General features: G+C 53.0%; 14 protein-coding genes, 1 tRNA gene and 1 pseudogene. 3 read left to right on the top strand and 13 right to left on the bottom strand.

The features are described 5' to 3' along the window. A pseudogene (locus B2952_RS13915) lies at positions 1 to 439 on the bottom strand (hypothetical protein); the annotation flags it as partial. 138 nt (positions 440 to 577) lie between these two features. Between B2952_RS13915 and B2952_RS13920 the strand changes: the two are divergent. After that, entirely contained in the window at positions 578 to 2,476 is a 1,899-nt protein-coding gene (locus B2952_RS13920; protein ID WP_290735871.1) for an ABC-F family ATP-binding cassette domain-containing protein, read from the top strand. A 24-nt stretch (positions 2,477 to 2,500) separates the two neighbouring features. Here the strand turns inward: B2952_RS13920 and B2952_RS13925 are convergent, their stop codons facing one another. The 3 genes from B2952_RS13925 to B2952_RS13935 form a co-directional block, all read right to left on the bottom strand. Then, the gene (locus B2952_RS13925; protein ID WP_290730417.1) at positions 2,501 to 2,629 is read right to left on the bottom strand and encodes a hypothetical protein; all 129 of its coding nucleotides are present in this window, start codon (positions 2,627 to 2,629) and stop codon (positions 2,501 to 2,503) included. A gap of 11 nt (positions 2,630 to 2,640) precedes the next feature. After that, on the bottom strand, positions 2,641 to 9,189 hold the full coding sequence (locus B2952_RS13930) for an InlB B-repeat-containing protein (RefSeq protein ID WP_290735868.1): 6,549 nt from the start codon (positions 9,187 to 9,189) through the stop codon (positions 2,641 to 2,643). Positions 9,190 to 9,340: 151 nt separating this feature from the next. Further along, positions 9,341 to 10,201: a hypothetical protein gene (locus tag B2952_RS13935; RefSeq protein ID WP_290735866.1), complete on the bottom strand. Its 861-nt coding sequence runs from the start codon at positions 10,199 to 10,201 to the stop codon at positions 9,341 to 9,343. 51 nt (positions 10,202 to 10,252) lie between these two features. On the opposite strand from B2952_RS13935, the gene B2952_RS13940 reads away from it, so the two are divergent. Further along, positions 10,253 to 10,648 (top strand): ABC transporter C-terminal domain-containing protein, encoded by a 396-nt coding sequence (locus B2952_RS13940; protein WP_290730408.1) that lies wholly within the window; start codon positions 10,253 to 10,255, stop codon positions 10,646 to 10,648. Positions 10,649 to 10,656: 8 nt separating this feature from the next. On the opposite strand, the gene B2952_RS13945 is transcribed toward B2952_RS13940, so the two are convergent. From B2952_RS13945 to B2952_RS13980, 8 genes are all read right to left on the bottom strand, one after another. After that, positions 10,657 to 11,463, bottom strand: a complete 807-nt coding sequence (locus B2952_RS13945; protein WP_290735864.1) for a YggS family pyridoxal phosphate-dependent enzyme — start codon at positions 11,461 to 11,463, stop codon at positions 10,657 to 10,659. Between the two features lie 40 nt (positions 11,464 to 11,503). After that, the gene (locus B2952_RS13950) at positions 11,504 to 11,944 is read right to left on the bottom strand and encodes a hypothetical protein (RefSeq protein WP_290735862.1); all 441 of its coding nucleotides are present in this window, start codon (positions 11,942 to 11,944) and stop codon (positions 11,504 to 11,506) included. Positions 11,945 to 12,055: 111 nt separating this feature from the next. Further along, a complete protein-coding gene (gene lon, locus B2952_RS13955; RefSeq protein ID WP_290730400.1) occupies positions 12,056 to 14,392 on the bottom strand; it encodes an endopeptidase La in 2,337 nt (778 codons plus the stop codon). A 4-nt stretch (positions 14,393 to 14,396) separates the two neighbouring features. Beyond that, positions 14,397 to 15,692 (bottom strand): ATP-dependent Clp protease ATP-binding subunit ClpX, encoded by a 1,296-nt coding sequence (clpX, locus tag B2952_RS13960; protein ID WP_173366178.1) that lies wholly within the window; start codon positions 15,690 to 15,692, stop codon positions 14,397 to 14,399. Further along, a complete protein-coding gene (locus B2952_RS13965; protein WP_173366177.1) occupies positions 15,692 to 16,282 on the bottom strand; it encodes an ATP-dependent Clp protease proteolytic subunit in 591 nt (196 codons plus the stop codon). The genes clpX and B2952_RS13965 overlap by 1 nt, the downstream gene beginning before the upstream one ends. Positions 16,283 to 16,295: 13 nt before the next feature. Then, positions 16,296 to 17,555 (bottom strand): trigger factor, encoded by a 1,260-nt coding sequence (gene tig, locus B2952_RS13970; RefSeq protein ID WP_173366176.1) that lies wholly within the window; start codon positions 17,553 to 17,555, stop codon positions 16,296 to 16,298. 38 nt (positions 17,556 to 17,593) lie between these two features. Then, positions 17,594 to 17,673: transfer RNA gene (locus B2952_RS13975), tRNA-Leu, on the bottom strand. Between the two features lie 90 nt (positions 17,674 to 17,763). After that, on the bottom strand, positions 17,764 to 18,453 hold the full coding sequence (locus B2952_RS13980) for a class I SAM-dependent methyltransferase (RefSeq protein ID WP_173382640.1): 690 nt from the start codon (positions 18,451 to 18,453) through the stop codon (positions 17,764 to 17,766). Positions 18,454 to 18,523: 70 nt separating this feature from the next. On the opposite strand from B2952_RS13980, the gene B2952_RS13985 reads away from it, so the two are divergent. Beyond that, positions 18,524 to 19,759, top strand: a complete 1,236-nt coding sequence (locus B2952_RS13985; protein WP_290735860.1) for an oligosaccharide flippase family protein — start codon at positions 18,524 to 18,526, stop codon at positions 19,757 to 19,759. Here B2952_RS13985 and B2952_RS13990 read toward each other — a convergent pair. Then, positions 19,679 to 21,040: an O-antigen polymerase gene (locus B2952_RS13990; RefSeq protein ID WP_290735858.1), complete on the bottom strand. Its 1,362-nt coding sequence runs from the start codon at positions 21,038 to 21,040 to the stop codon at positions 19,679 to 19,681. The two genes, B2952_RS13985 and B2952_RS13990, sit on opposite strands and share 81 nt — an antisense overlap.

The following is a 21,040-nucleotide window of genomic DNA, read 5'->3' on the forward strand; positions in this document are numbered from 1 at the left end:
TTGTACCGTTGGTGCCGTCCGTTCCATTGGTACCATCCTTACCATTAGTGCCATCAACGCCATTCACGAGCACGCCTACGGAGTCGCCGGCGCAAAGCACCTTGAAACCGCCATCGAAAGGCTTCACAACACAAGAAGTTCCATCCTTACCGTCGGTGCCGTTCGTACCATTGGTGCCATTTTTACCATCGGCTCCGTTCTTGCCGTTGGTACCATCTTTACCGTTAGCACCGTCTTCGCCGTTCTTCACGGTACCGACACTCTTGCCTCCGCAAATCATGTCGAAGCCGGAACCATCCTCGAGCGCCTCGGCAACGCAGCTCGTGCCATCGGCCCCGTCTGCACCCGGAGCACCGTCCGTACCGTTTTCACCTGAACAGGCCACAAGCGCCAATCCCGCCGTGAAGCCAACTGCGTATGTCCATTTTTTGATAGTCATGCTATCTCCTTTTTTAGGGGTTAGAATCTTCTTACTTTTTAATGTAAGAAAAAAAAAACATTCGTCAACACTTTTCGTAAGTTTCGTAATTTTGTGCGGAATTTGGCACGGCAGGCGGTTTTTTCTAAATTTGCTCCCGTGATCCAGATTCAGAACGTCTCCAAATCATTCGGCGTGCAAGTTTTGCTCGATGGCGCAAGCCTGCTCGTGGGCGACCATGAGCGCGTAGGGCTCGTAGGCCGTAACGGTTGCGGCAAGTCCACGCTGTTCAAGATGATTCTCGGGCAGGAATGCCTTGACGGCGGTTCCATCGACATTCCCAAGAAATACACGCTGGGCTACCTGCAGCAGCACCTGAACTTCACGCACGCGACCGTGCACGAGGAGGCCTGCAGTGTCTTGAAGCCCAATGAAGACGGCTGGCTGGAAGAACACAAGGTAGAAGCGATTTTGTTCGGTCTCGGATTCGACGAAGAATCCATGCACAAGAGCCCCTCGCTCCTCTCGGGCGGTTTCCAGATTCGCCTGAACCTCGCGAAGGTCTTGGCGAGCGAGCCCGACATGCTATTGCTCGACGAACCGACAAACTACCTCGACATCGTGTCGATGCGCTGGCTCAGCCGTTTTCTGCGTAGCTGGAAGGGCGAAGTGCTCCTGATTACGCACGACCACCACTTTATGGACGAGGTCTGCACGCACACCGCCGGGATTTTCCGCCATAAGATTCGCAAGGTGAAGGGCACCGTAGAAAAGCTCCGCGAGACGGTGGCCGAAGAAGAGGAAGTCGCGCAACGCACGCAAGAAAACGAGGCGAAAAAGAAGGAACAGCTCGAGAAGGTTATCGAGCGTTTCCGCTACAAGGCCGCGAAAGCCGCGATGGTGCAGTCCAAGATCAAGGCCGCCGCAAAGCTTGCCACGGGCGAGCGCCTCACGCACGAACGCAATCTGGAATTCAGCTTTACCGAGGCAGGTTTCCCCGGCAAGAGGATGCTGCAGATTAAGGGACTCTCGTTCGCGTACCCGAACAAGGGCGAAGACGGCACCGTGCAGGGAATGGGTCCCGAGCTCATCACCGACTTGACGATGGAAGTATTCAAGGGCGACCGCATCGCAGTCATCGGCCCGAACGGCCGCGGTAAAACGACGCTTTTAAATCTGATAGCAAAGGAACTGCAGCCAACCGCAGGCGAAATCAGCTACAACCCGAACCTACAGATAAACTATTTCGGACAGACGAATATCAACCGTCTGAACCTCGACAACACCGTCGAAGAAGAAATTGCATCGGCGATTGAAGAAGTATCGCAGAAGAGCCGCGCCCGCGGGCTTGCAGGCCTCATGATGTTCAGTGGCGACAACGCGCTCAAGAAGGTGAAGGTGCTCTCCGGTGGCGAAAGGAGCCGCGTGCTCCTCGGGAAGATTCTCGCAAGCCCCTGCAACATGCTACTGCTCGACGAACCCACGAACCACCTCGACATGGAAAGCATCGAGAGCCTCATCGACGCGCTCGAAGACTACGAAGGCACAGCGCTGGTGGTGACCCACGACGAGGAACTCCTGCACGCGTTCGCCACAAGGCTCGTGGTGTTCGACGGCGGAACCTGCCGCATATTCGAAGGCACGTACGCCGACTTCCTCGAGAAGGTGGGCTGGGCATCCGAAAAGAAGCCCGGCGGTGCAAACTCCGCGAACATCAAGGTATCGAACATCGACGTGATGGGCGACTCGGAGAATGCCGCACCCCGCGCCAAGGAAGACCGCAAGGCCCGCGCCGACTACATCGCCGAACGCAGCAAGGTCATCAAGCCGCTCGAAAAGAAACTTGCAAAAATCGAGGAAGATATCGCGAAAGCCGAAGCCCTCGGCGGCGAACTCGAGGCAAAGCTCGTGACCGCCTCGGAAAGCGGCGACGGGAACGCCATCACCGCCATCGCCAAAGACATGGACGACAACAAGAACCTTGTCGACAGCCTCTACGCGGAATGGGAACGGACTAGCGCCGAACTCGAAGCCGCGAAGGACAAGTACCCGATATAAGCAATTAACTCAAGAAACGCTTATTTACCCAGCCTCGTTTCCATAACCAGACGGATCGCTAGCTTCCTGCAAAATGGGGCGTTTCTGTTTTAGTTCTACAACGTTCATTTCCGGAGCGGTGTATTCTTTTTTCTGTTCCATTGCGTTATCCATAGTTATAACCTCTACTTCCTTATGTACATTCCCTTCGCCTTGGGCGTCCCATTCACATTACGGCCCTTAAGGTCGAATGTGCGCGCCGGGCGATTCAATATAAACTCTCCCGTGCGGGTATTGAAATGCCCAATAACGGTAGTCTCTTCACTGCCATCCTCCCTTTCGTAGATGATTTCGACTTCAATCTTTTCGGGAAGGTCCTCGTCTGCAACACTAACCTTGGCATTCTTGTTAAGTCCTCTTGCGAAGCTCCGATCAAGCGGCTCATTGATGAGGTAGGCACGCATCGGGCGGATCCATGCACCATTGGTAAACTTTACGAAGTCTCCTGCAGAAACGCCGGTAGCATTACCCGCAGCATACCCATATACCTTGCCAACCTCGCCGTCACCGTCATACCACTCACGCCTTTCGAGCGCGCCACGGAATACCCAGTCACCCACGCGGGTTTCCGGAGTTTCCGTCGGCAAGAGTTTTTGCTTACCATGGAATGTGAGTGTATTGTCAGCAAGCTGAATTATGTACGGTGTGTACGCCGTCAGGTTTCCGGAAAGCGACGAACAAACCTCATTGACGTCATTCTGGCACCAGACCGCCCTCATCTGAACCTTCTTCTTGCCATTTCCATCGACGCCCATGCCGTCAAATTTCAATACCTGCCTCAAACCATCAATACTCGACCCATTGATGTCAACGGGCAACACGATAGTGGAATAGCCGCTAGTGGTAAATTCTCGATTGAAGATAAGCGTATCAACAGATATTTCCTCAGGAACATATACACCATCATAGCCATTATACATTCCATTAACAGTAGCTACCGTATCTCCATCTTCGTTTACTTCAACAGAAATTGCAGCATAGTGGACAGACTTCACAAGCGTCACAGTCAAGTCGAGACCGGAGTATGTCGAGGCGCTATAATAGCACTCCTTGTCATTATCGCATCCCCGGAACCTTATTTCCATGTTATCGCCCATAATGGCACCAACATCAGTTGCGAGGCCTTCTCCCGTACTCGTTATCTCATGATTAGTATAATCTCCATTATTTTCAACATCAATTAAAAGACGACCCGTCGCTGTTGCGGTCATAGAGCCAGTCAATTTAAAGACGTATCCACCGGGAGCATGCATAGAAATCCTTCCATTAGCAGACGTAGTATAATTGCCATCACTACCACCATCATCGTATATCTTGAACGACTTGACATTACCAGGAATTGATGCATACAAGTCATTCCATTCGTTGCTTGGCATATTGATAAACAAGCCATCCTCTGCAGTAAGCTTATCCGTAAATGCCGGGATAACCGTAATATTGGTCGAAGGCATGGTAAACGACGGATTACCGTAATTGTACCATGTCGCTCCAAGCTCTACAACGGAATTGCCATCAGTATCCTCAACTCGGATGCCTTCCAAAATGTGGGTTGCATCGTGACGTATTTCGAGATTAACGGTTTGTCCAGCGAGGGCTTCGTCCTTGCTACTAGAAACAGTCCCGCCAACAGCTTCTGCAACAGCTACCGTATACTTTGTAGCAACACCACCAACCGTCACTGTCAAATCAAGACCTTCACAGCGGTTGTAGGATATCGTTACCGTGTCGCCGGTACTCTGATACTGCCCTATATCTGTTGACTGATAGCCCCAATAGTATCTATCCTGCGGAGGATATTCCGTCCATTCTATCTGTCCGTCATGGATATTCAAGTGCGAATCCGAAGAAATACTTCCCGCAATCAAGAATCCACTTCCGTCAGTAGAAGCAAGTTCAATGATATTATCACTATAATCGCTTGTGCAATGATATTCATCCACATCGGCTGCATAGAGTTTGAACGATGTCACCCCTTCGGGCACAGTAAACTGCATCGCATTTCCACCAGACGGCATCCTGATATAAAGCCCACCTTCGGCAGTCAAGTTATTCGTAAACTGGGGCATCACCGTAACAGCATTGTTCGGCATGACAAATGTTACGGTGTTATCCGCATCCCACGTTGGCTCGCTCGTCTTTACAGGACTATTTTCCGAGTCCACGACATTGACTCCGGTAAGGATGTAGCCCGTCGCCGAATGAGCCGTCAATGTCACCGTTTCACCAGGATAAGCTGTCGCCTTGTCGATAGAAGCCGTTCCGCCTGTATACTCACCCAAAGCAACTTCGTGCGCCTCAGCCGCAACAAGCGTCACCACCAGCTGCATATCGGCCGGATTTCCAAAATCCTTCCCCATCATAGGGTTACATGAAAAATCTAGAGTCATCACATTTCCAGAACTCGTCACAGTCGCGACATTCTTCGTTCCGCCCATATATTCAGAATTAACCTCACTAATTACAGATGCAGAAGCATCGCCATCGTGAATAGACAATCTCGCTATTGCCATATAACGACCAGTTATTGAACCCAAAGCCTGCAATCTATACCCAATGGGCGCCCTCAATACAAGATGTCCATCCGCACCCAAGACACTGCTCGCATTCAATCCACCATCATCATAGACCTTGAACGAGGATACACCTTCAGGTATATCTACGGTCATATCCCCCGACGCAGGCATATTGACAAACAGCACAGACGAGGTCCAGTTATCTGTAAAGATAGCCTCCGCACTAACATCCGAATAAGGCATCGTAAATGTTGCCGTATTCGATGTCGCCCATGTACCGCCGGTCACCTTCTTAGAATTTCCATTTGCATCCGTAACGCGGATTTCCTTTAGCAAATAGTCGCTCCTTGGAACCGCAGTCAATGTAACAGTTTCACCCGTAGCCGCAGTTGACTTATCCGAAGAAACGGTTCCCCTTAGGTTATTATAGGTAAGCGCTATTGCATGCTCTATAGAGGCATCCACAAGTTCTACAGTCAAGTCTAAGCCATCAAACGCAGTCCCACTATTGCCGGTATTGAACATCAATGTCATCACTTGACCCGAACTATAATAAGTTCCAACATCTTTATCGTATCCGCTCAAGCTACTCAAAAGAATGTCTCCAGAACGCTCTCCGTCAATAATACGCAGATAATCATTGTCCGACCCCGTAGACACGGTACCCGTCACGCGGAAAACAAATCCCTCAGGCGCATGCATCACTAGGCTATTGATTCCGCTGGACTTCGTATATTCGCCACTCGCACCGCCATCATCATAGACCTTGAACGAGGTAACATTGGCCGGAATATATGCCGCTATTTCCTGATCTTCGATAGGCATGTTTATAGATAGGTCATTAAAGTTGCCCGTAAATGTCGGAGAAACGGTAACGTACATGGCCGGCATTTCGAACGATGCCTGATTGCCAGAATACCATAAGCCACCATCAACTTCTACAGAATTGCCTATAGAGTCAATTACATCCATAGACAACAGAATCTTGCCTTCTTCAGGGGTCGTCTGCAGGTAGACGTATTCCTGAACAACAGCAGAAGCCTTATCACTTTGAACTGTTCCTCCAGTAATGTCTTCCGCAATTTTCACTTCGTGCGGCGTACTAGCATCTATGAGAGTCACTGTCAAATCAAGGTTGTAACTGGCATCGTCAGAATCATATTCCAATTCAATACTAGAGGTCTGACTGACTACGACATCCTTATCTGTACCGCAATAACCCCACAGGCATTTACCGCCATATTCATTTTTCCCTTCAATCCTAAAAACATTAGCAAGTTCGTCCGACAACCCACTCACCTGCATAACATACCCATCTGGGGCTTGCAATTCTAATGTCCCACGACCATAATAATCGTTAAAATTATCACGATAAATTTTGAACGATGTGACTTTACTCGGGATATTTACATCAATTCTACTTCCATCCGTCGGCATAACAACATAGAGTCCTCCTTCCACAGAGAAGTTATTTGTAAACACCGGACTAACTGTTACATCCTTGTTCGGCATAACAAAGCTGGCCTGATTATTCGAATACCAGAGCCCGCCACTGACCGCAACGGAATTATGGCCTTCTGTCTCATAAACATCTACCCGACTCAAAAGATAACCTTGTTCCGGAGTCGCACTCATCTGTACGGTTTCTCGATACTGAGCAGAGGTCTGAACATCCAGTGTACCACCCACTGACGGGGAGTACGTTATCGTAAGCGCAGGAGGTTCGTCGAGGACAGAAACTGTCAAGTCAAGGCCTTCAGCGACACCGTCATTACTCGTTCCAAACTTTAACGTCAAAACATTTCCTATGCTGGAAACAGGCTCAATCTCGGCCCCTTCCGAATTGCCCCAATATTCCAAGTAGGCAGAACCATCTTCATCGCCCTCGTAAATGGAAAGAGAGCCGCTCCAATCCTTTCCATCGCTATATGACCGTTCATAACCCGTTACTTGAAGGATTTTCCCTTCTGGTGCAGTCAGTTCAAGGATTCCCTCTATTCCTTTACTGAAATTGCCATCCTTGCCTCCATCGTCATACACCTTGAACGATGTTACTCCATCCGGAATCGTTATATACTGCTTGCCGTTCTTAGGCATGTTGACATAAAGCCCCCCCTCGGCAGAGCGCGCCGTCGCATAATCGGGAGTAACCGTAACGTCAGCATAAGGCATTGTAAATGTAGCCGAATTGTTCGTGTACCAGGTACCGCCTTCAACAACAACATCATTGCCATTTTCGTCTACAACATTAAGTCGATTCAACCAAGAATCTTCAGACAAATCAACGTTCAAAGAAACTGTTTCTCCGATTGTTGCGGAGGCCTTATCCGAGGTAACCGTTCCTCCCGATACATTAGCAACAACAATATTATGCTCTGTGGTGTAGTTCACCAAGGACACCTTCAAATCAATACCAGAACGTGTGCTACCATCATCCGAATAGAATGTAAGCGTTATCGTGCGTGCCGCGCTGGCAAAAGAAACGTCAATATTTTCACCGCTATAATCCTCTAAAGATTCATAATTATTCGGAACACCTTCATAAATCTTTATTCCGTCGTAACCACCTTCCGTATTCACCGTCCCCGTAATCAAGAACGAAAAACCATCCGGCACAGTCAGGATAATAGAACCATTGGCACCATCGCTATAATCCCCATTTTTACCACCATCGTCATAGACATTGAACGAAGCAACGCCTGCGGGAATAGTTATTTCCCTTGTCTCATCATAAGACATATTGATATACGCTCCACCCTCCGCTGTAATGTTATTAACAAACGTTGGCGTTACCGTAACACCGCTTCCAGGCATCGTAAATTTTACAGTCCTATCATCAGAATACCATTTGATTTCGGAAACGCTAACAGGGGATCCATTCTCGTCAACAACAGAAACGCCACCAATAAATTTGTTTTCGTCGGGTGTCAAAGTCAATGTTACTTCATCGCCAAACATTGCTTCAGTTTTGTCGCTAGCAACGGTACCTCCACCCGCCTGATTCAGCACCACCGCATGCGATGCCGAGAAGTCAACAACGGACACAGTTAATTCGAGGCCAGAATATGTTTCACTTCCATCCGAATTAAAATAAAGCACCATTGATCGTCCCGTACTACTAGTAGAGACATCAACATTTACACCATCCAGAGATGCCACAAACTCATTATCATCCAAGTCACCATTATAGATGCTGAAGTAATCACATTTCGGTTCCGTATTTAATTTTCCCGAGATTTGCAATATATGTCCCTCTGGTGCCGTCAATACAAGATATCCATCCGCATCATTACTATAATCTCCATTCTTGCCACCGTCATCATAAATCTTAAACGATGAAACTCCTGCCGGAATAATGATATTTTTCGTTCCCGAAACAGGCATATTGACAAAGGCTCCGTCAGCGGCAGAAATACGCCCCACAAACTGAGGCGTTACCGTTACTTTACTACCAGGCATAATAAACTTTGCCGTATTAGTACCAGAGTACCAGTTGATTTCGGAGGTCTTCACAATGTTTCCACTGGCATCAACAACCGATACGCCCTTTATCAAGTTACTACCGCTCGGGGCCAGAGTCAGAGTCACTTCTTCGCCAAAGGTCGCAGTTTCCTTGTCGCTAGTAACAATCCCTCCTTCCGCGGTATTCAACTCCACTGCATGTGATGTCGAGGCATTACCTACAGAAACATTCAACTCAAGACCAGAACGTACTTGACTCCCATCCGAATGAAAATAAAGTATCATGGTACGTTCCGCACTAGTAATCGAAACGTCTATACCCTCTCCCGACATTTTACCCAAAAGGTATTCACCTTCCTCCCCGCTCTCCGACACCTCGTTTTTATATATCTTTAAATAATCATAACCTTCTTCCGTATTCACAGTTCCGGATACAACAAACGACAGGCCTTCCGGCACGATCAAGACTAGATATCCATCCTCATCATTGTTATAGCTTCCATACTCTCCACCGTCGTCATATACGGTGAATGATGTTGCACCCTGAAGGATCAGGGTGTCATAATCGGATTCTGGCATATTGATATACTTTCCGCCAGTCTCCGGACTAGTCTGCAAATTCACCTGCCCGGCATTTGCCACCGAGGCAAAGAAAGCTATCAGAGTAAATAGGAAAAACACATGAAGTTCCTTTTTCATGCCAGACCTTCCTTTTTTAATAATTATATAACATTATTATAAACTTATACTGAAAAGGGGCTAAAGTCAAGAACCCCAATTCTTGCAATAAGCAGAATCACGTAAAAATGATACTTTTTGTTATCTCGTAAACAAAAAGTTACAACTAACGCTATTTAGAACGCTTCACGCCCAGCGTAAACGTGTCATCGCGACTGCCCACCTTCTCGGGGCCAGCCATCACCTTCCATTCGAGTTTCGAGATGTACGCTCCCGTACCCACGAGCCTTCCCTTGTCGCTACGTGCATTCCACGCGAGGAACACCTTGCCCGGATTTTTCCGACAGTCCCCGCCAAAGATATCCTCATCGGAACACGCCACGGAGCCCTTCGCCCGGTTCACGAACTGCCCGAGGCTCGAGAAGTAACTCACCTCCCACACAATACGTATGGAATCGATTGACACGGAATCACCCGCTGTGAGCGCCAGTTCCTGCATGTCGTAATTCAGCAGCTGGCCCGGGAGCCCGTGCTGCTCGATGGCATCCTTCAGCGACATCTCCGGGTCAACAACTACGGGCTTCACGCCTTCCTGCCAGGCAAGTGTTTCGAGCGCACGTTCTTCCGTGAGGGTCACCAGACCCGCATCTTCCACCAGCAGGCGCTGCCCGCCAACAATTCTCACCCACGGGTTTTCAAAATGCGGCACGTTGCCGTTCAGATCGCGCAACACGCCCGACATAAGCCGCACGGAATCGCCCACCGCAGGAACCACCGCATCTTCACCTCCATAAAAATGGAGATCGTAACGTACGCCATTCTGCACCCTGGAAATACTGGATGAAATCAGTTGCGTAGATGCCTCCGCACCCATACGCCATATCTTGAAACTGAACATGTCGGCCGCAGCGAGATTCGTGTCGAGCGTCCCTTCGCTCAGCAACAGCGTAAGCGTCGTGAGCTTGTCCGTACCCGGAGTCACGATGGCGCTCATGAGTATCGGGCCCACCCTATCCTCAATCACGCCGTTCATCGAAAGCGAAATCGAGTCGCCCTTGTCCTCGTCCCAGTAGGTGTAGTGGTAATGCAGGCCTCCCTGGTAGATTTCCTTGTTCCCGCCGGTGAATCCGCGAACATCAAGGTTTCGAACATCGACGTGAAAACGGACGCACCCTCGGCAGCCCCGCGCGCCAAGGAAGACCGCAAGGCGCGTGCCGACTATATCGCCGAGCGCAGCAAGGTCATAAAGCCCCTCGAAAAGAAACTCGCGAAAATCGAAGAAGATATCGCGAAGGCCGAAGCCCTCGGCGGCGAACTCGAAGCGAAACTCGTGACCGCCTCGGAAAGCGGCGACGGGAACGCCATCACCGCCATCGCCAAGGACATGGACGACAACAAGAAGAAAGTCGACCAGCTTTACGAAGACTGGGAAAAGACCAGCGCCGAACTCGAAGCTGCCAAAGACAAATATCCGATATAATCCGAAGTCTACGCCGGGTCGTTCACCGGTTTGGAGTAATCGCGCTCGCCGAAGAGGGCCGTGCCCACGCGAATCATCGTGGAGCCTTCTTCAATCGCGACTTCCAGGTCGCCAGTCATGCCCATCGAAAGCTGATCGAAGTGGGCAAACGCACCGCCACGTGCCAGGAATTTCTGTTGAAGGCTGCGGAGGAACGCGAAACATTCGCGGCTGTCTTCGGCGACACCCGTGTTCTTCCCGATGGTCATGAGCCCGCGGAAACGCAGGTGCGGGAAGTTTTCGCTCTTGCCGTCGGAAGCGGCGCCCGCCTTTGCGGCAAGGTCGTTCAAGAATGCCTCGGCCTCGTGCACGTCGAGCCCGCTCTTCGTCTCTTCTTCACCGGCGTTCACCTGGAAGAGTATATCAAGGATTTTGCCCTGAGATGCGCCGGCGCCGTTGCCGGGGAGTGCCGCGCAGACGCGTTCCAGCTTTTCCACCGCCTCGATGCTCGCGATGGAATGGATGCAATCGGCGACGATGGCCGCCTTCTTGAGCTTGTTGCTCTGCACGGGGCCAATCACGTGGCAACGCACACGTTCGCCATTGAGTGCCATGCGCGGCGCAGAGAACTTGAGTTCGGCCTCCTGCACGCGGTTCTCGCCGAAGTCGGTCGCACCCAAACTAATTGCATTTTCCACGGCTTCTGCCGGGTGGAACTTGCTCACCCAAACAAGCTTGACCGATTCACGGCTACGGCCCGCAATCTTGCAGGCTTCACCAATCCTTGCTTCGAGAGCTGCAAGGTGCCCACGCATTTCTTCGAGAGTGAATTCCATGTTACGCCTCTATTTTCAACGCACAAATATATAAAACGAGTTACCGTCTAGCAAGAAAAAGGCCCAGTAAAACAATGAGATAGCAAGCCAAGAAAATAAAGGACGGTAAACCAAGAATCCCCACCATTTCCCATTCCCACTTGATAGACAACCAAATAGCGCAGCCCAATATATACAGCCATCCTGGAATAAACGGAACAAACGAAATCTTGGCAATGGTAAAGAAATCATGCGGCGTGCGCCAAAGTTTTCTATAGACGCACACAAAAGGGGCGCACAAAGCGAATGGAATAAAAGGCCAAAACACTGCAGAAAGAATCCACGCCCGTTTATCCGGACCCGTACCATAATCTACATAAAAACCCAAAGCAATCGCTGCCACAGTTAAAATTGTCGGCAAAAGAAAAAGAACAGTTTCTGCAATCACAAAAAAGAGAACATCTCTTTTTTCAAGCGTATATAGTGGCTTATTTTTCGACATATAATTTGTCCGTCAAATTCTTTATTCAAAATACAAAAAAATCCCCGGAGCGCACCGGGGACAATAAATGTACCTATCGCGCTTCGCGCTCCAGGGTGACATTACAGTTTTTTACTTCTTCGCCTTCTTCTGCACGAAAAGAATCTTCACGATTTCGTCGATGTGCTTGTGCGTATAGATCTTCAGGCCCTTCTTCGCGGGTGCCGGGAGTTCGTCCACGTCCTTCTTGTTCTGGGCAGGCAGGCGAAGCGTCTTCACGCCGGCCTGGAGAGCCGCAAGCGCCTTCTCGTTAAGCCCGCCAATCGCAAGGCATGCGCCCGTAAGGCTCACCTCGCCGGTAAACGCGACGTCAGGCGGTACGGGAATCCTGGTGAACGCAGAGAGCAGGCACAGCGTAAGGGCGATACCCGCGGAGGGCCCGTCCTTCGGCACGGCGCCTTCGGGCACGTGAATGTGGATGTCCGTCTTCTTGACAATCGCGGGGTCGATGCCAAAGCGGTGCAGGCGTTCGCGCACCAAGCTCACCGCAATCTGGGCGGATTCCTTCATCACGTCGCCGAGCTTTCCGGTCATGATAATCTGGCCCTTGCCGCTCAGGAGCATGCACTCGATGGGGAGAATCTCGCCGCCCACACTCGTCCACGCAAGGCCCGTCACCACGCCGGGGCGGCCCGGTTCGGGCAGCTGGCTGTCGAGGAATCTCGGGGCGCCGAGATATTCCTGCAACTGCTTCTCGGTAACGGCGGGCTTGATCTTCTTGCCCATCACGATTTCTTTCGCACGGTGGCGCACCGCACTCTCGAGGGTGCGTTCCAGTTCGCGCACGCCCGCCTCGCGGGTCCAGCCGCGCATCACCTGGTTGATAATCGCATCGTCAAACGAAACCTGCTCGCCGAGTTTTACGCCGGTGCGTTCGCAAATGCGCGGCACCAGGTACTTGCTTGCAATCTGCAACTTCTCGTGCGGGTAGTATCCGGGCAGGCGCACGATTTCAAGACGGTCGCGCAGCGCCTCGGGGATTTCGCCTTCGCTGTTCGCCGTCGCGATAAACAGCACGCGGCTCAGATCGAGGCCCACTTCCATAAAGTGGTCGGTAAAGTCGTGGTTCTGTTCCGGGTCCAGCACCTCGAGCATCGCGCTCGCGGGGTCACCGCGGAAGTCGCTCGCCATCTTGTCAATTTCGTCGAGCAGAATAATCGGGTTCATGCACTTGGCACGGCGCAGCGCCTGGATAAAGCGGCCGGGCATCGCCCCGATGTAGGTGCGGCGGTGGCCGCGGATTTCGGCCTCGTCACGCACGCCGCCAAGCGTAATGCGGACAAAGTTACGCTGCATGGCGTTCGCAATCGATTCCACGAGCGTCGTCTTGCCCACGCCCGGAGGGCCGACGAGGCAGAGAATCGGGGATCGGCGTTCGGTGCCGGTAAGCTTCAGCACCGCGACGTATTCCATGATGCGTTCCTTCACCTTGTCGAGCCCGAAGTGCTTGGAATCGAGTTCGCCCTTCACCTTTTTCATGTTGAGGACGGTGTCGGTGTACACGCCGTAAGGCAGGTTCAAAAACCAGTCGAGGTAGTTGCGGCTCACCGCATATTCCGGCGAGGTCGGCTGCATGAGCTTCATGCGAGAAATCTCGTCCTCGAGCTTTTCCACGATTGCCGGGGTAAAGTTCTTCGCCCTGATTTTCTTCAAGAGCTGTTCGGGTTCCGAGGCCCCTTCGCCATCACCGTCCAGTTCATCCTGCAGCTGGCGGATCTGTTCGGAGATAAACCATTCCTTCTGCTGTTGCGCCATCTTCTGGCGCACGCTCTGCTGCACGCGCACGAGCACGTTCTCGTTGTCCTCGGAAACGTCCATCAGCGCAAGCAGCTTCGCCGACATCTCGTCGAGCGTCGCTATCTCCAGAAAGCTCTGCTTCTCGGCAAGCGACACCTGCAAGAACGGAATCATACCGTAATAGGCGTCCAGCTGGTTTTCCATGCCGAAGAACGCATCGACCATGCCCTCGGCGATATTCCTCTTTGTCGCGTAATCGCGGAAGCGCGTGAGCACCTCGTCGAAGGATTCCGTCTTCGCGTTTTCCTTCAAGGGCTGCCGACGCGGAGAAACCGTCGCATGCAAGAATCCGTCCTGCACCATGATGGAACGCAGGTCGATAATCTGCACGCCTTCGAGCACCGCCTTCACGCAACCGTTCGGGAAAGGCGTCACGCCGTTCACGTTCGCAATCACGCCCACCGAATAGAGGTCGAGCATCGGATTCTGGATTTCTTCAGCCGTCACATCCTTCTGGGCAACGAGGATAATCACATTGTTGTGGTTCTCCGCGAATTCCAAGGCACGGAGCGACATTTCGCGACCCACCAGAATACGGCGGGTCGTATGCGGAAACACCACGGCATCCCGAAGCGGGAGCAACGGATACGTTTTCGAAAAATCAAAATTCATAGCGCTAAGACGCCTTCTTGCGGGTTTTCTTAGCTGCACCGGAAACCGCAACACCAACGGAGCTCAGGCCGCTCTTCACCATCTCGGCAGTCAGCACGAGCTTCTTCACGTCGGAACCGGGCATCGTAAACATAGCCTTCTGCAGCGTCCGCTCCATCACGGAACGGAGCCCGCGGGCCCCCGTCTTGCGCGTCATGGTTTCGTGCACGATTTCCTTGAGCGCCTCGTCGGTAAATTCGAGTTCAATCCCGTCCATGGCGAACAGGCTCTTGAACTGCTTCACAAGCGCGTTCTTCGGCTGCGTGAGAATATTCAGGAGGGCAGCCTCGTCGAGTTCCTCGAGCGCCACAGCAATCGGCAAGCGGCCCACGATTTCGGGAATGAGGCCGAACTTGATAAGGTCATCGGGTTCGAGCTGCTTGAACAGCTCGCTGAGCGTATTGTCCTTCTCGCTACGGATGTCCGCACCGAAACCCATGCCGCCCTTGTTCACGCGCTGGGCGATAATCTTGTCGAGCGTCTCGAAGGCGCCACCGCAAATGAACAGGATGTTTCTCGTGTTCACCTGCACCAGGGCCTGTTCCGGGTGCTTGCGACCGCCCTTCGGCGGCACAGCCGCCACGGTACCTTCCAAAATCTTCAGGAGGCCCTGCTGCACGCCTTCACCGCTCACGTCGCGGGTGATGGAGGGGTTCGCCGTCTTGCGCGCAATCTTGTCGATTTCGTCGATGAAGATAATGCCGCGTTCGGCCTTCGCCACATCGTAATCAGCGGCCTGCAAAAGGCGCACGATGATGTTTTCGACATCCTCGCCCACGTAGCCCGCCTCGGTGAGTACCGTCGCGTCTGCAATGGTAAAGGGGACATCGAGGAAGCGCGCCATCGTCTGCGCCAAAAGCGTCTTGCCCGAACCGGTAGGCCCCACCAGGAGCAGGTTCGACTTTTCGACTTCCACATCATCCTTGGAATCCGCATGGGCCTGCCTGTAGCGCAGGCGCTTGTAATGGTTGTAGACCGCAACGGAAAGGGCCATCTTCGCCTGGTCCTGTCCAATGACGAACTCGTCCAGGTGCGCCTTGATTTCGGTCGGGAGCGGAAGCGGCTTTTGCACGGCAGCCTCGGTAGCCGCCTTCTCCTGCATCGCGCGGGAGCGGTCTTCCTCGATAATCCTGTAGCACATCGTCACGCAGTCGCTGCAGATATGCACGCCCGCGCCCGTAATCATCTTCTCGACGCGTTCTGCGGGCTTGCCACAAAAGCTACACGTCACAGTAGGATGGTTTTTCCCGCTACGATACATTAAATTCCCTCTTTACGCGGAACAAAGATTTCATCGATGACGCCAAAGGCCTTCGCTTCATCGGGGCCCATGTAGAAATCGCGGTCGGTCTTCGCGCGGACCTCGTCTATCGACTTGCCCGTGTGCTTCGCGACGATTTCGGTAAGCGTATCCTTTGTGCGCACGATTTCCTTCGCAGTAATCTGGATGTCAGTCGACTGGCCGGTAGCGGCACCCGACGGCTGGTGCAGCATGATGCGCGAATGCGGGAGCGCATAGCGCTTGCCCTTCGTACCCGCAGCGAGAAGCACGGCAGCCATGGAGGCGCAGCTTCCGATGCAGATGGTAGCGATATTCGGGCGCACGTGCTGCATGGTATCGTAAATGGCAAGCCCTGCCGACACGTAACCACCGGGGCTGTTGATATACAGCGTGATATCCTTCTCCGGGTTCTCGTATTCAAGGAAAATCAACTGGGCCATGACGTTGTTCGCCACTTCGTCGTTGATGGGCGTGCCCAAGAAGATGATGCGTTCCTTGAGGAGGCGCGAGTAGATATCGTAGGCGCGTTCACCGCGTCCGGTGGTCTCGATGACGGTAGGGATGATCATTAACTAACCTCTTTTACTTGGATTCTTCGGCGGCAGGGCGGATACCCACGATGAAGTCCGCTGCCATCTGGACACGGAGTTCGTCACGCAGCTGGTTGATTCTGCCGCTCTGGCGGAAATGGTTCTTCAGATCTTCGAAGCCGATGTGGTAGGCATTCGCCATCTGCTGCAGGCGTTCGTCCACCTTGGCCTGGCTTGCCTTGAGCTTTTCCTTCGTGGCGACGAAGTCGAGGATGCGGTGCTTCTTGATTTCGCGGATGGCCTCGGGGCCGAGTTCCTTGAGCTGTTCCTCGGTGGGTTCCACGGCGTCCTTCTCGTCCTGCACGTTGCGGTTGAGGCTCCACTTGATGAGGTCGCGTACGCGTGCATTCGGCACCTCGAACGGGTTCGCCTCGATAATCTTGTCGATGGCCTCGTTCACGGCCTTCGTCTTCGCGGCATCCTGCTTCTGGTTGCTGAGGCTTTCGGCGAGGTTGCTCTTGAGCTCTTCCACGTCCTTCACGCCCACCTGCTTGCAGAATTCCTCGTCGAAGGTCGGCGGCACGATTTCGCGCACGTCGGTAATCTCGACGTTGAACTGGGCAGTCTTGCCGCGGTAGCGTTCGTCCTTGTGGTCATCCGGGTACTTGAAGTTGATTTCCTTCTTGTCGCCGGCCTTCACGCCAACGAGGCCCGCATCGAATCCCGGGGAAGCGGATTCGCCGAGGAGGCTGCGGAATTCCTTGTTCTCCGGAAGTTCCTGCTTCTCGCCGTCGATAACGACTTCGATGTAGTTGCCCACCACGACGTCGCCGTTCTTCGCCTCGCGGTCCACGTGTTCGTCCTTGCTCCACATCTGGACAAGGCGGTCGAACTCGGCCTGGACTTCTTCTTCATGCACGGCGGTAGCCGGAACGGTGATACCGGTATCGGCATAGCCCTTGATGTCGATTTCCGGGTCAATTTCGACTTCGACGGTCATCTTGATGCCGGATTCCTTGTCTTCCTTGAACTCGGTCACCTTGAGCTGGCCCACGGGAATGATGTTAGCCTTCTTGAGTTCTTCGCCAATGACCTTGTCGACCGTCTCGTTCACGACTTCGTGACGGATGGCGTCACCGAACTGCTTCAGGACCATGGCCTTCGGAACCATGCCCTGGCGGAAACCCTTGAGGGCGACCTGCTTCTTGTACTGCGCGAGCTTCTTCTCGAAGGGGGCAGCGAGGTCGGATTCGGGAATGGTGACATCGAGGGTGCGCACGGTAGCGCTTGTTTCTTTGATTTCAACGGGCATACAAAACTCCGATATGCTTGTTTTGGTTTGTAAAATTCTGCGAGGGGTGGGAGTCGAACCCACACACCGAAGTACCAGATCCTAAGTCTGGCGCGTCTGCCAATTCCGCCACTCTCGCGTTTCAGCACCCAAAGTTAGAAAAAAAAAGCCAACTAAATTCTCCATTCACTCTATATATCGCCACCAGGGGCGATTTTGTCAACCGGAATCAACCGATTTCTATCACGCCGTAAAAACGCGAAGGAATGGCCTTGGGAACCAGGCCAAGCCTGTTCGCGACCCGCAAGGGGAAACGTACCGCGTAACCCAACGGGCCCTTCAGGTACCGACCGAGCAGGGACAGCGCGAGCGAAGGGAACAAAGGGTCGCCCAGTTCCAGCCGGTAGGGCTTTCCAAAAGAATCCAGCATGGATTTCATTTCTTCGTTGGAAAAATGCCAAAGGTGGTCCGAGACCGCGACATGCGCATACGAAAGCCCAAGACCGAACAGCAGCTCAAAATCATCCGTACACGGGAGCGTAAAAACGACCCGTTTGCGGGCGGCCGCAATCGCAGACCCGAGGAACGCCTTCGGGTCGGGAACATGTTCGAGGACCTCGATCAGCATGACCGTATCCGCGACGCCTTCGCCAACGCTCTCGCCCGGCTGCAAAAGCCGCGTCGAGAGTCCGTTCGCCTCGGCAACCTTCAGGGACTCGGAATTGATGTCGGCAACGACGGTATCGTAGCCCGCCTTGGAGAGTTCCAGGGAATAGGCCCCGCGACCGCCGCCGATGTCGAGGACGGACTTTCCGCGGGTTTCACGGAGCAAAAAATCTACAATCGGCCTGTGAGCTTCACCGGGCAATGCCGGCGGCCCCGGAACGAAAAAAGCGCTCTGACCTTGCAGTTTTCCCATAGGTCAAATATATAAAAAAAGCCTGCCGCAGGCCTACTCCGACAAGTATTTCTTTTTTTATCTTTATCGTGTGCCTCTCGTTCTAAAAAGCATCAAGATTGGCGTGTTCATCGCGTGCGCCAACTTCCTGATTCAGGGAATCTCGTTCCTTGTCCAGAACTTCATCGCACGGAACCTCGGGACATCCGGCTACGGCTTTTTCGGAGTCCTGCAGACGGACTATTCCATCTTCTGCACGATTGCGGATTTCGGCATGGGCACCCTGGTGCTCGCCTTCTTCGGGAACCGGGCCACGAAGGGGAGGCTATTCCAGAGTATCTTCCAGCTCAGGATCGCCTGTTCCGTCGCGGCTGCGATCGCCATGGTCATTTTCGCCATTACGGTCAGGCGCCACCACCCCATCTTCTACGGCGAACTCATTCTGACCCTCGGGCTTGTTTTCCAGCATGCCTTCTTCGACTGGTATTTCATCTGCGGCAAGTTCTGGAAAAAGCTGTTCATCTCCAAGCTGCTGCATTCGATTTCGTATTCCGCCGTCATGGGAGTTGCGCTCCTCTACTTCAAGGTTTCACAGATCGAACTCGTCGCGCTTGCCATGGTGCTTGCAGCACTGCCCGCGTTCACCTTCGGCGTCACGCAGGCCCTGAGCAGCAAGCTGCTCAGGCTGACAAGGCGGACCTTCCTCTTCTTCAAGCTGATGTTCAAAGCCGCAGCCCCCTACGCGATCTCGAGTTTCGCCACATGCGCCTACCTGCCCGTCGGCCTCTATGTTGCAGACAAATTCGCATCTGCAGAATTTCTGAGTTCATACAACTTCGGCCACAAGATACTCGTCCTCTGTTCGGGAATCATGGTCCACTTCATTTCGTCGAACCTGGTCGCCCAGCACATGTCCAACGACAAGTTCGTCCATGTCAAGGAAATCGCCATATTCACGGCATTCATCGCCGCCTGTTCCTCGCCGCTGTGGCTGTTCCCCCGCCAGTTCCTGCAGTTCCTCTTCTTCGCCGTCCACTGGACTCCCGATTCACTCGAATGCAGCGCGTCGATCCTGAAAATACTTTCCTTCTCACTCCTTTTCCAGGCAGCGAGACTCTCCATGATATCCACCCTGCTCAAGAATAAGGCGACATGGACCTACGCCATCATCGTGAGTGCGGCAGGGGCAACAAACGTCGTCGCATGCTCGCTCGCGGGAGCGTTCCTCGCGAACCGTTACATCCCGCTATTCGCGCTGACCGGCGACGTCGTCATCACCGTCATTCTCCTGTGCTACTACATCCGCAAGGGAACTCTTCGCTGGTAGCACGCCACGCCCCCTGCTAAGCAGGCACACCAGCGCAAAGAAGAATCCCCAGACCCAGTACATGCTTTGCTTGTATCCCGTCGTGAAGTTCCAGAGGATAATCCACATCATAAACATGCACATGAACAGGACAGGCATGGGAGTCTTGGCCGTAGCCATGTAGCGGTAGTTCCACGAGAAAAAGATTCCGAAGAAGAACGGCAAAAAGAACAGCCCGACCAGGCCGAAATCCTTGTAGGCATCCCACAGGTAGGGAATCGTGTTCAGGCTCTTGATCTTGACCACGCTCTCGTTGAAGGGTGTATCCCAGCCGAAACTCTGCTGCAGGCCGTCCCCTATCTGCAACAGGTGCGTCATGCCGTAGAAGGCGTCGATGCCGTAGGTCCACTCATGTTCCGCGGCATCGACCGGCTTGTTGAACGCATAGTCGAGATTCCAATAGTTGTTCGCCACGTACATGTACGGGAGCAACGCCACCGTCTTGACCATCCCGTTATTCATGAGGTCGTCCGTCGACGAGCCACCATATTGCCCCTTCAGGGACGCCACGGCCACAAAGAAGACCAGGACGAAGGCGACCGCGAGCATGATTAGCTTCCACGAAAACCGCCTGTGCAGATAGTTATACAGCAAGAAGATGAAGCCGATACAGAGCATGTTGATGCCGCGGCTCGGGAATGTCAAGAAACTAAGCACAATCGTGAAAGCCACCATTCCCCTGGACGCATAGCGGACCCACCGCACCGGGTTTATCGACTTGAACGAAGCAACACCGAAAAGCCCGACCACCATGGCGCCCGATGTAAAATAGTCCGCGTACTTGAGCGCCGGGCTATCCCCGGAAAGCCAGAACGAAGGGTTGCCCGTCAGGAGCACGAGGTTTCCCGCGACAGAGACAACGCCGGCCACGCCTATGAAGAAATAGGCAAAGGCAAGGAAGCTTAAACAGAAATGCGTGGGCCAGCTATACTTCCCCTGCAGCGACAGCGTCTCGGGCATGCGCGCGCCGCCTTTCGACACCCATGCCATCTCCGCAAGGACGGCGCCCCCGATAAAGGCAGCCATGCCGCCACCCCACACGAGCCATGTCGTATACCTGAAATCGGTCATGGCCGGGACAAGCTTGAGGTAGGCAACCCCAAGCATCACCATCTGGACCAGAAAATAGAGAACCGCCGGGCGGAAGTAGTCGCTCCTGCGCGTGGAAAGCACAAGCAGGACAATAGCGGCCAGCGAGAACATCACGCAGGATTCCGGACACACCGCCAAGTTGATATCCAT

It is taken from the genome of Fibrobacter sp. UBA7003, assembly GCA_002449765.1.
Lineage (GTDB): Bacteria > Fibrobacterota > Fibrobacteria > Fibrobacterales > Fibrobacteraceae > Fibrobacter.

Bases quoted from the DNA above. Each gene is read 5' to 3' on its own strand.
- B2952_RS13925 (WP_290730417.1), bottom strand. From the start codon at position 2,629: ATGGATAACGCAATGGAACAGAAAAAAGAATACACCGCTCCGGAAATG.
- B2952_RS13930 (WP_290735868.1), bottom strand. From the start codon at position 9,189: ATGAAAAAGGAACTTCATGTGTTTTTCCTATTTACTCTGATAGCTTTC.
- B2952_RS13935 (WP_290735866.1), bottom strand. From the start codon at position 10,201: ATGAACGGCGTGATTGAGGATAGGGTGGGCCCGATACTCATGAGCGCC.
- B2952_RS13940 (WP_290730408.1), top strand. From the start codon at position 10,253: ATGCAGGCCTCCCTGGTAGATTTCCTTGTTCCCGCCGGTGAATCCGCG.
- B2952_RS13945 (WP_290735864.1), bottom strand. From the start codon at position 11,463: ATGGAATTCACTCTCGAAGAAATGCGTGGGCACCTTGCAGCTCTCGAA.
- B2952_RS13950 (WP_290735862.1), bottom strand. From the start codon at position 11,944: ATGTCGAAAAATAAGCCACTATATACGCTTGAAAAAAGAGATGTTCTC.
- lon (WP_290730400.1), bottom strand. From the start codon at position 14,392: ATGAATTTTGATTTTTCGAAAACGTATCCGTTGCTCCCGCTTCGGGAT.
- clpX (WP_173366178.1), bottom strand. From the start codon at position 15,692: ATGTATCGTAGCGGGAAAAACCATCCTACTGTGACGTGTAGCTTTTGT.
- B2952_RS13965 (WP_173366177.1), bottom strand. From the start codon at position 16,282: ATGATCATCCCTACCGTCATCGAGACCACCGGACGCGGTGAACGCGCC.
- tig (WP_173366176.1), bottom strand. From the start codon at position 17,555: ATGCCCGTTGAAATCAAAGAAACAAGCGCTACCGTGCGCACCCTCGAT.
- B2952_RS13980 (WP_173382640.1), bottom strand. From the start codon at position 18,453: ATGGGAAAACTGCAAGGTCAGAGCGCTTTTTTCGTTCCGGGGCCGCCG.
- B2952_RS13990 (WP_290735858.1), bottom strand. From the start codon at position 21,040: ATGGATATCAACTTGGCGGTGTGTCCGGAATCCTGCGTGATGTTCTCG.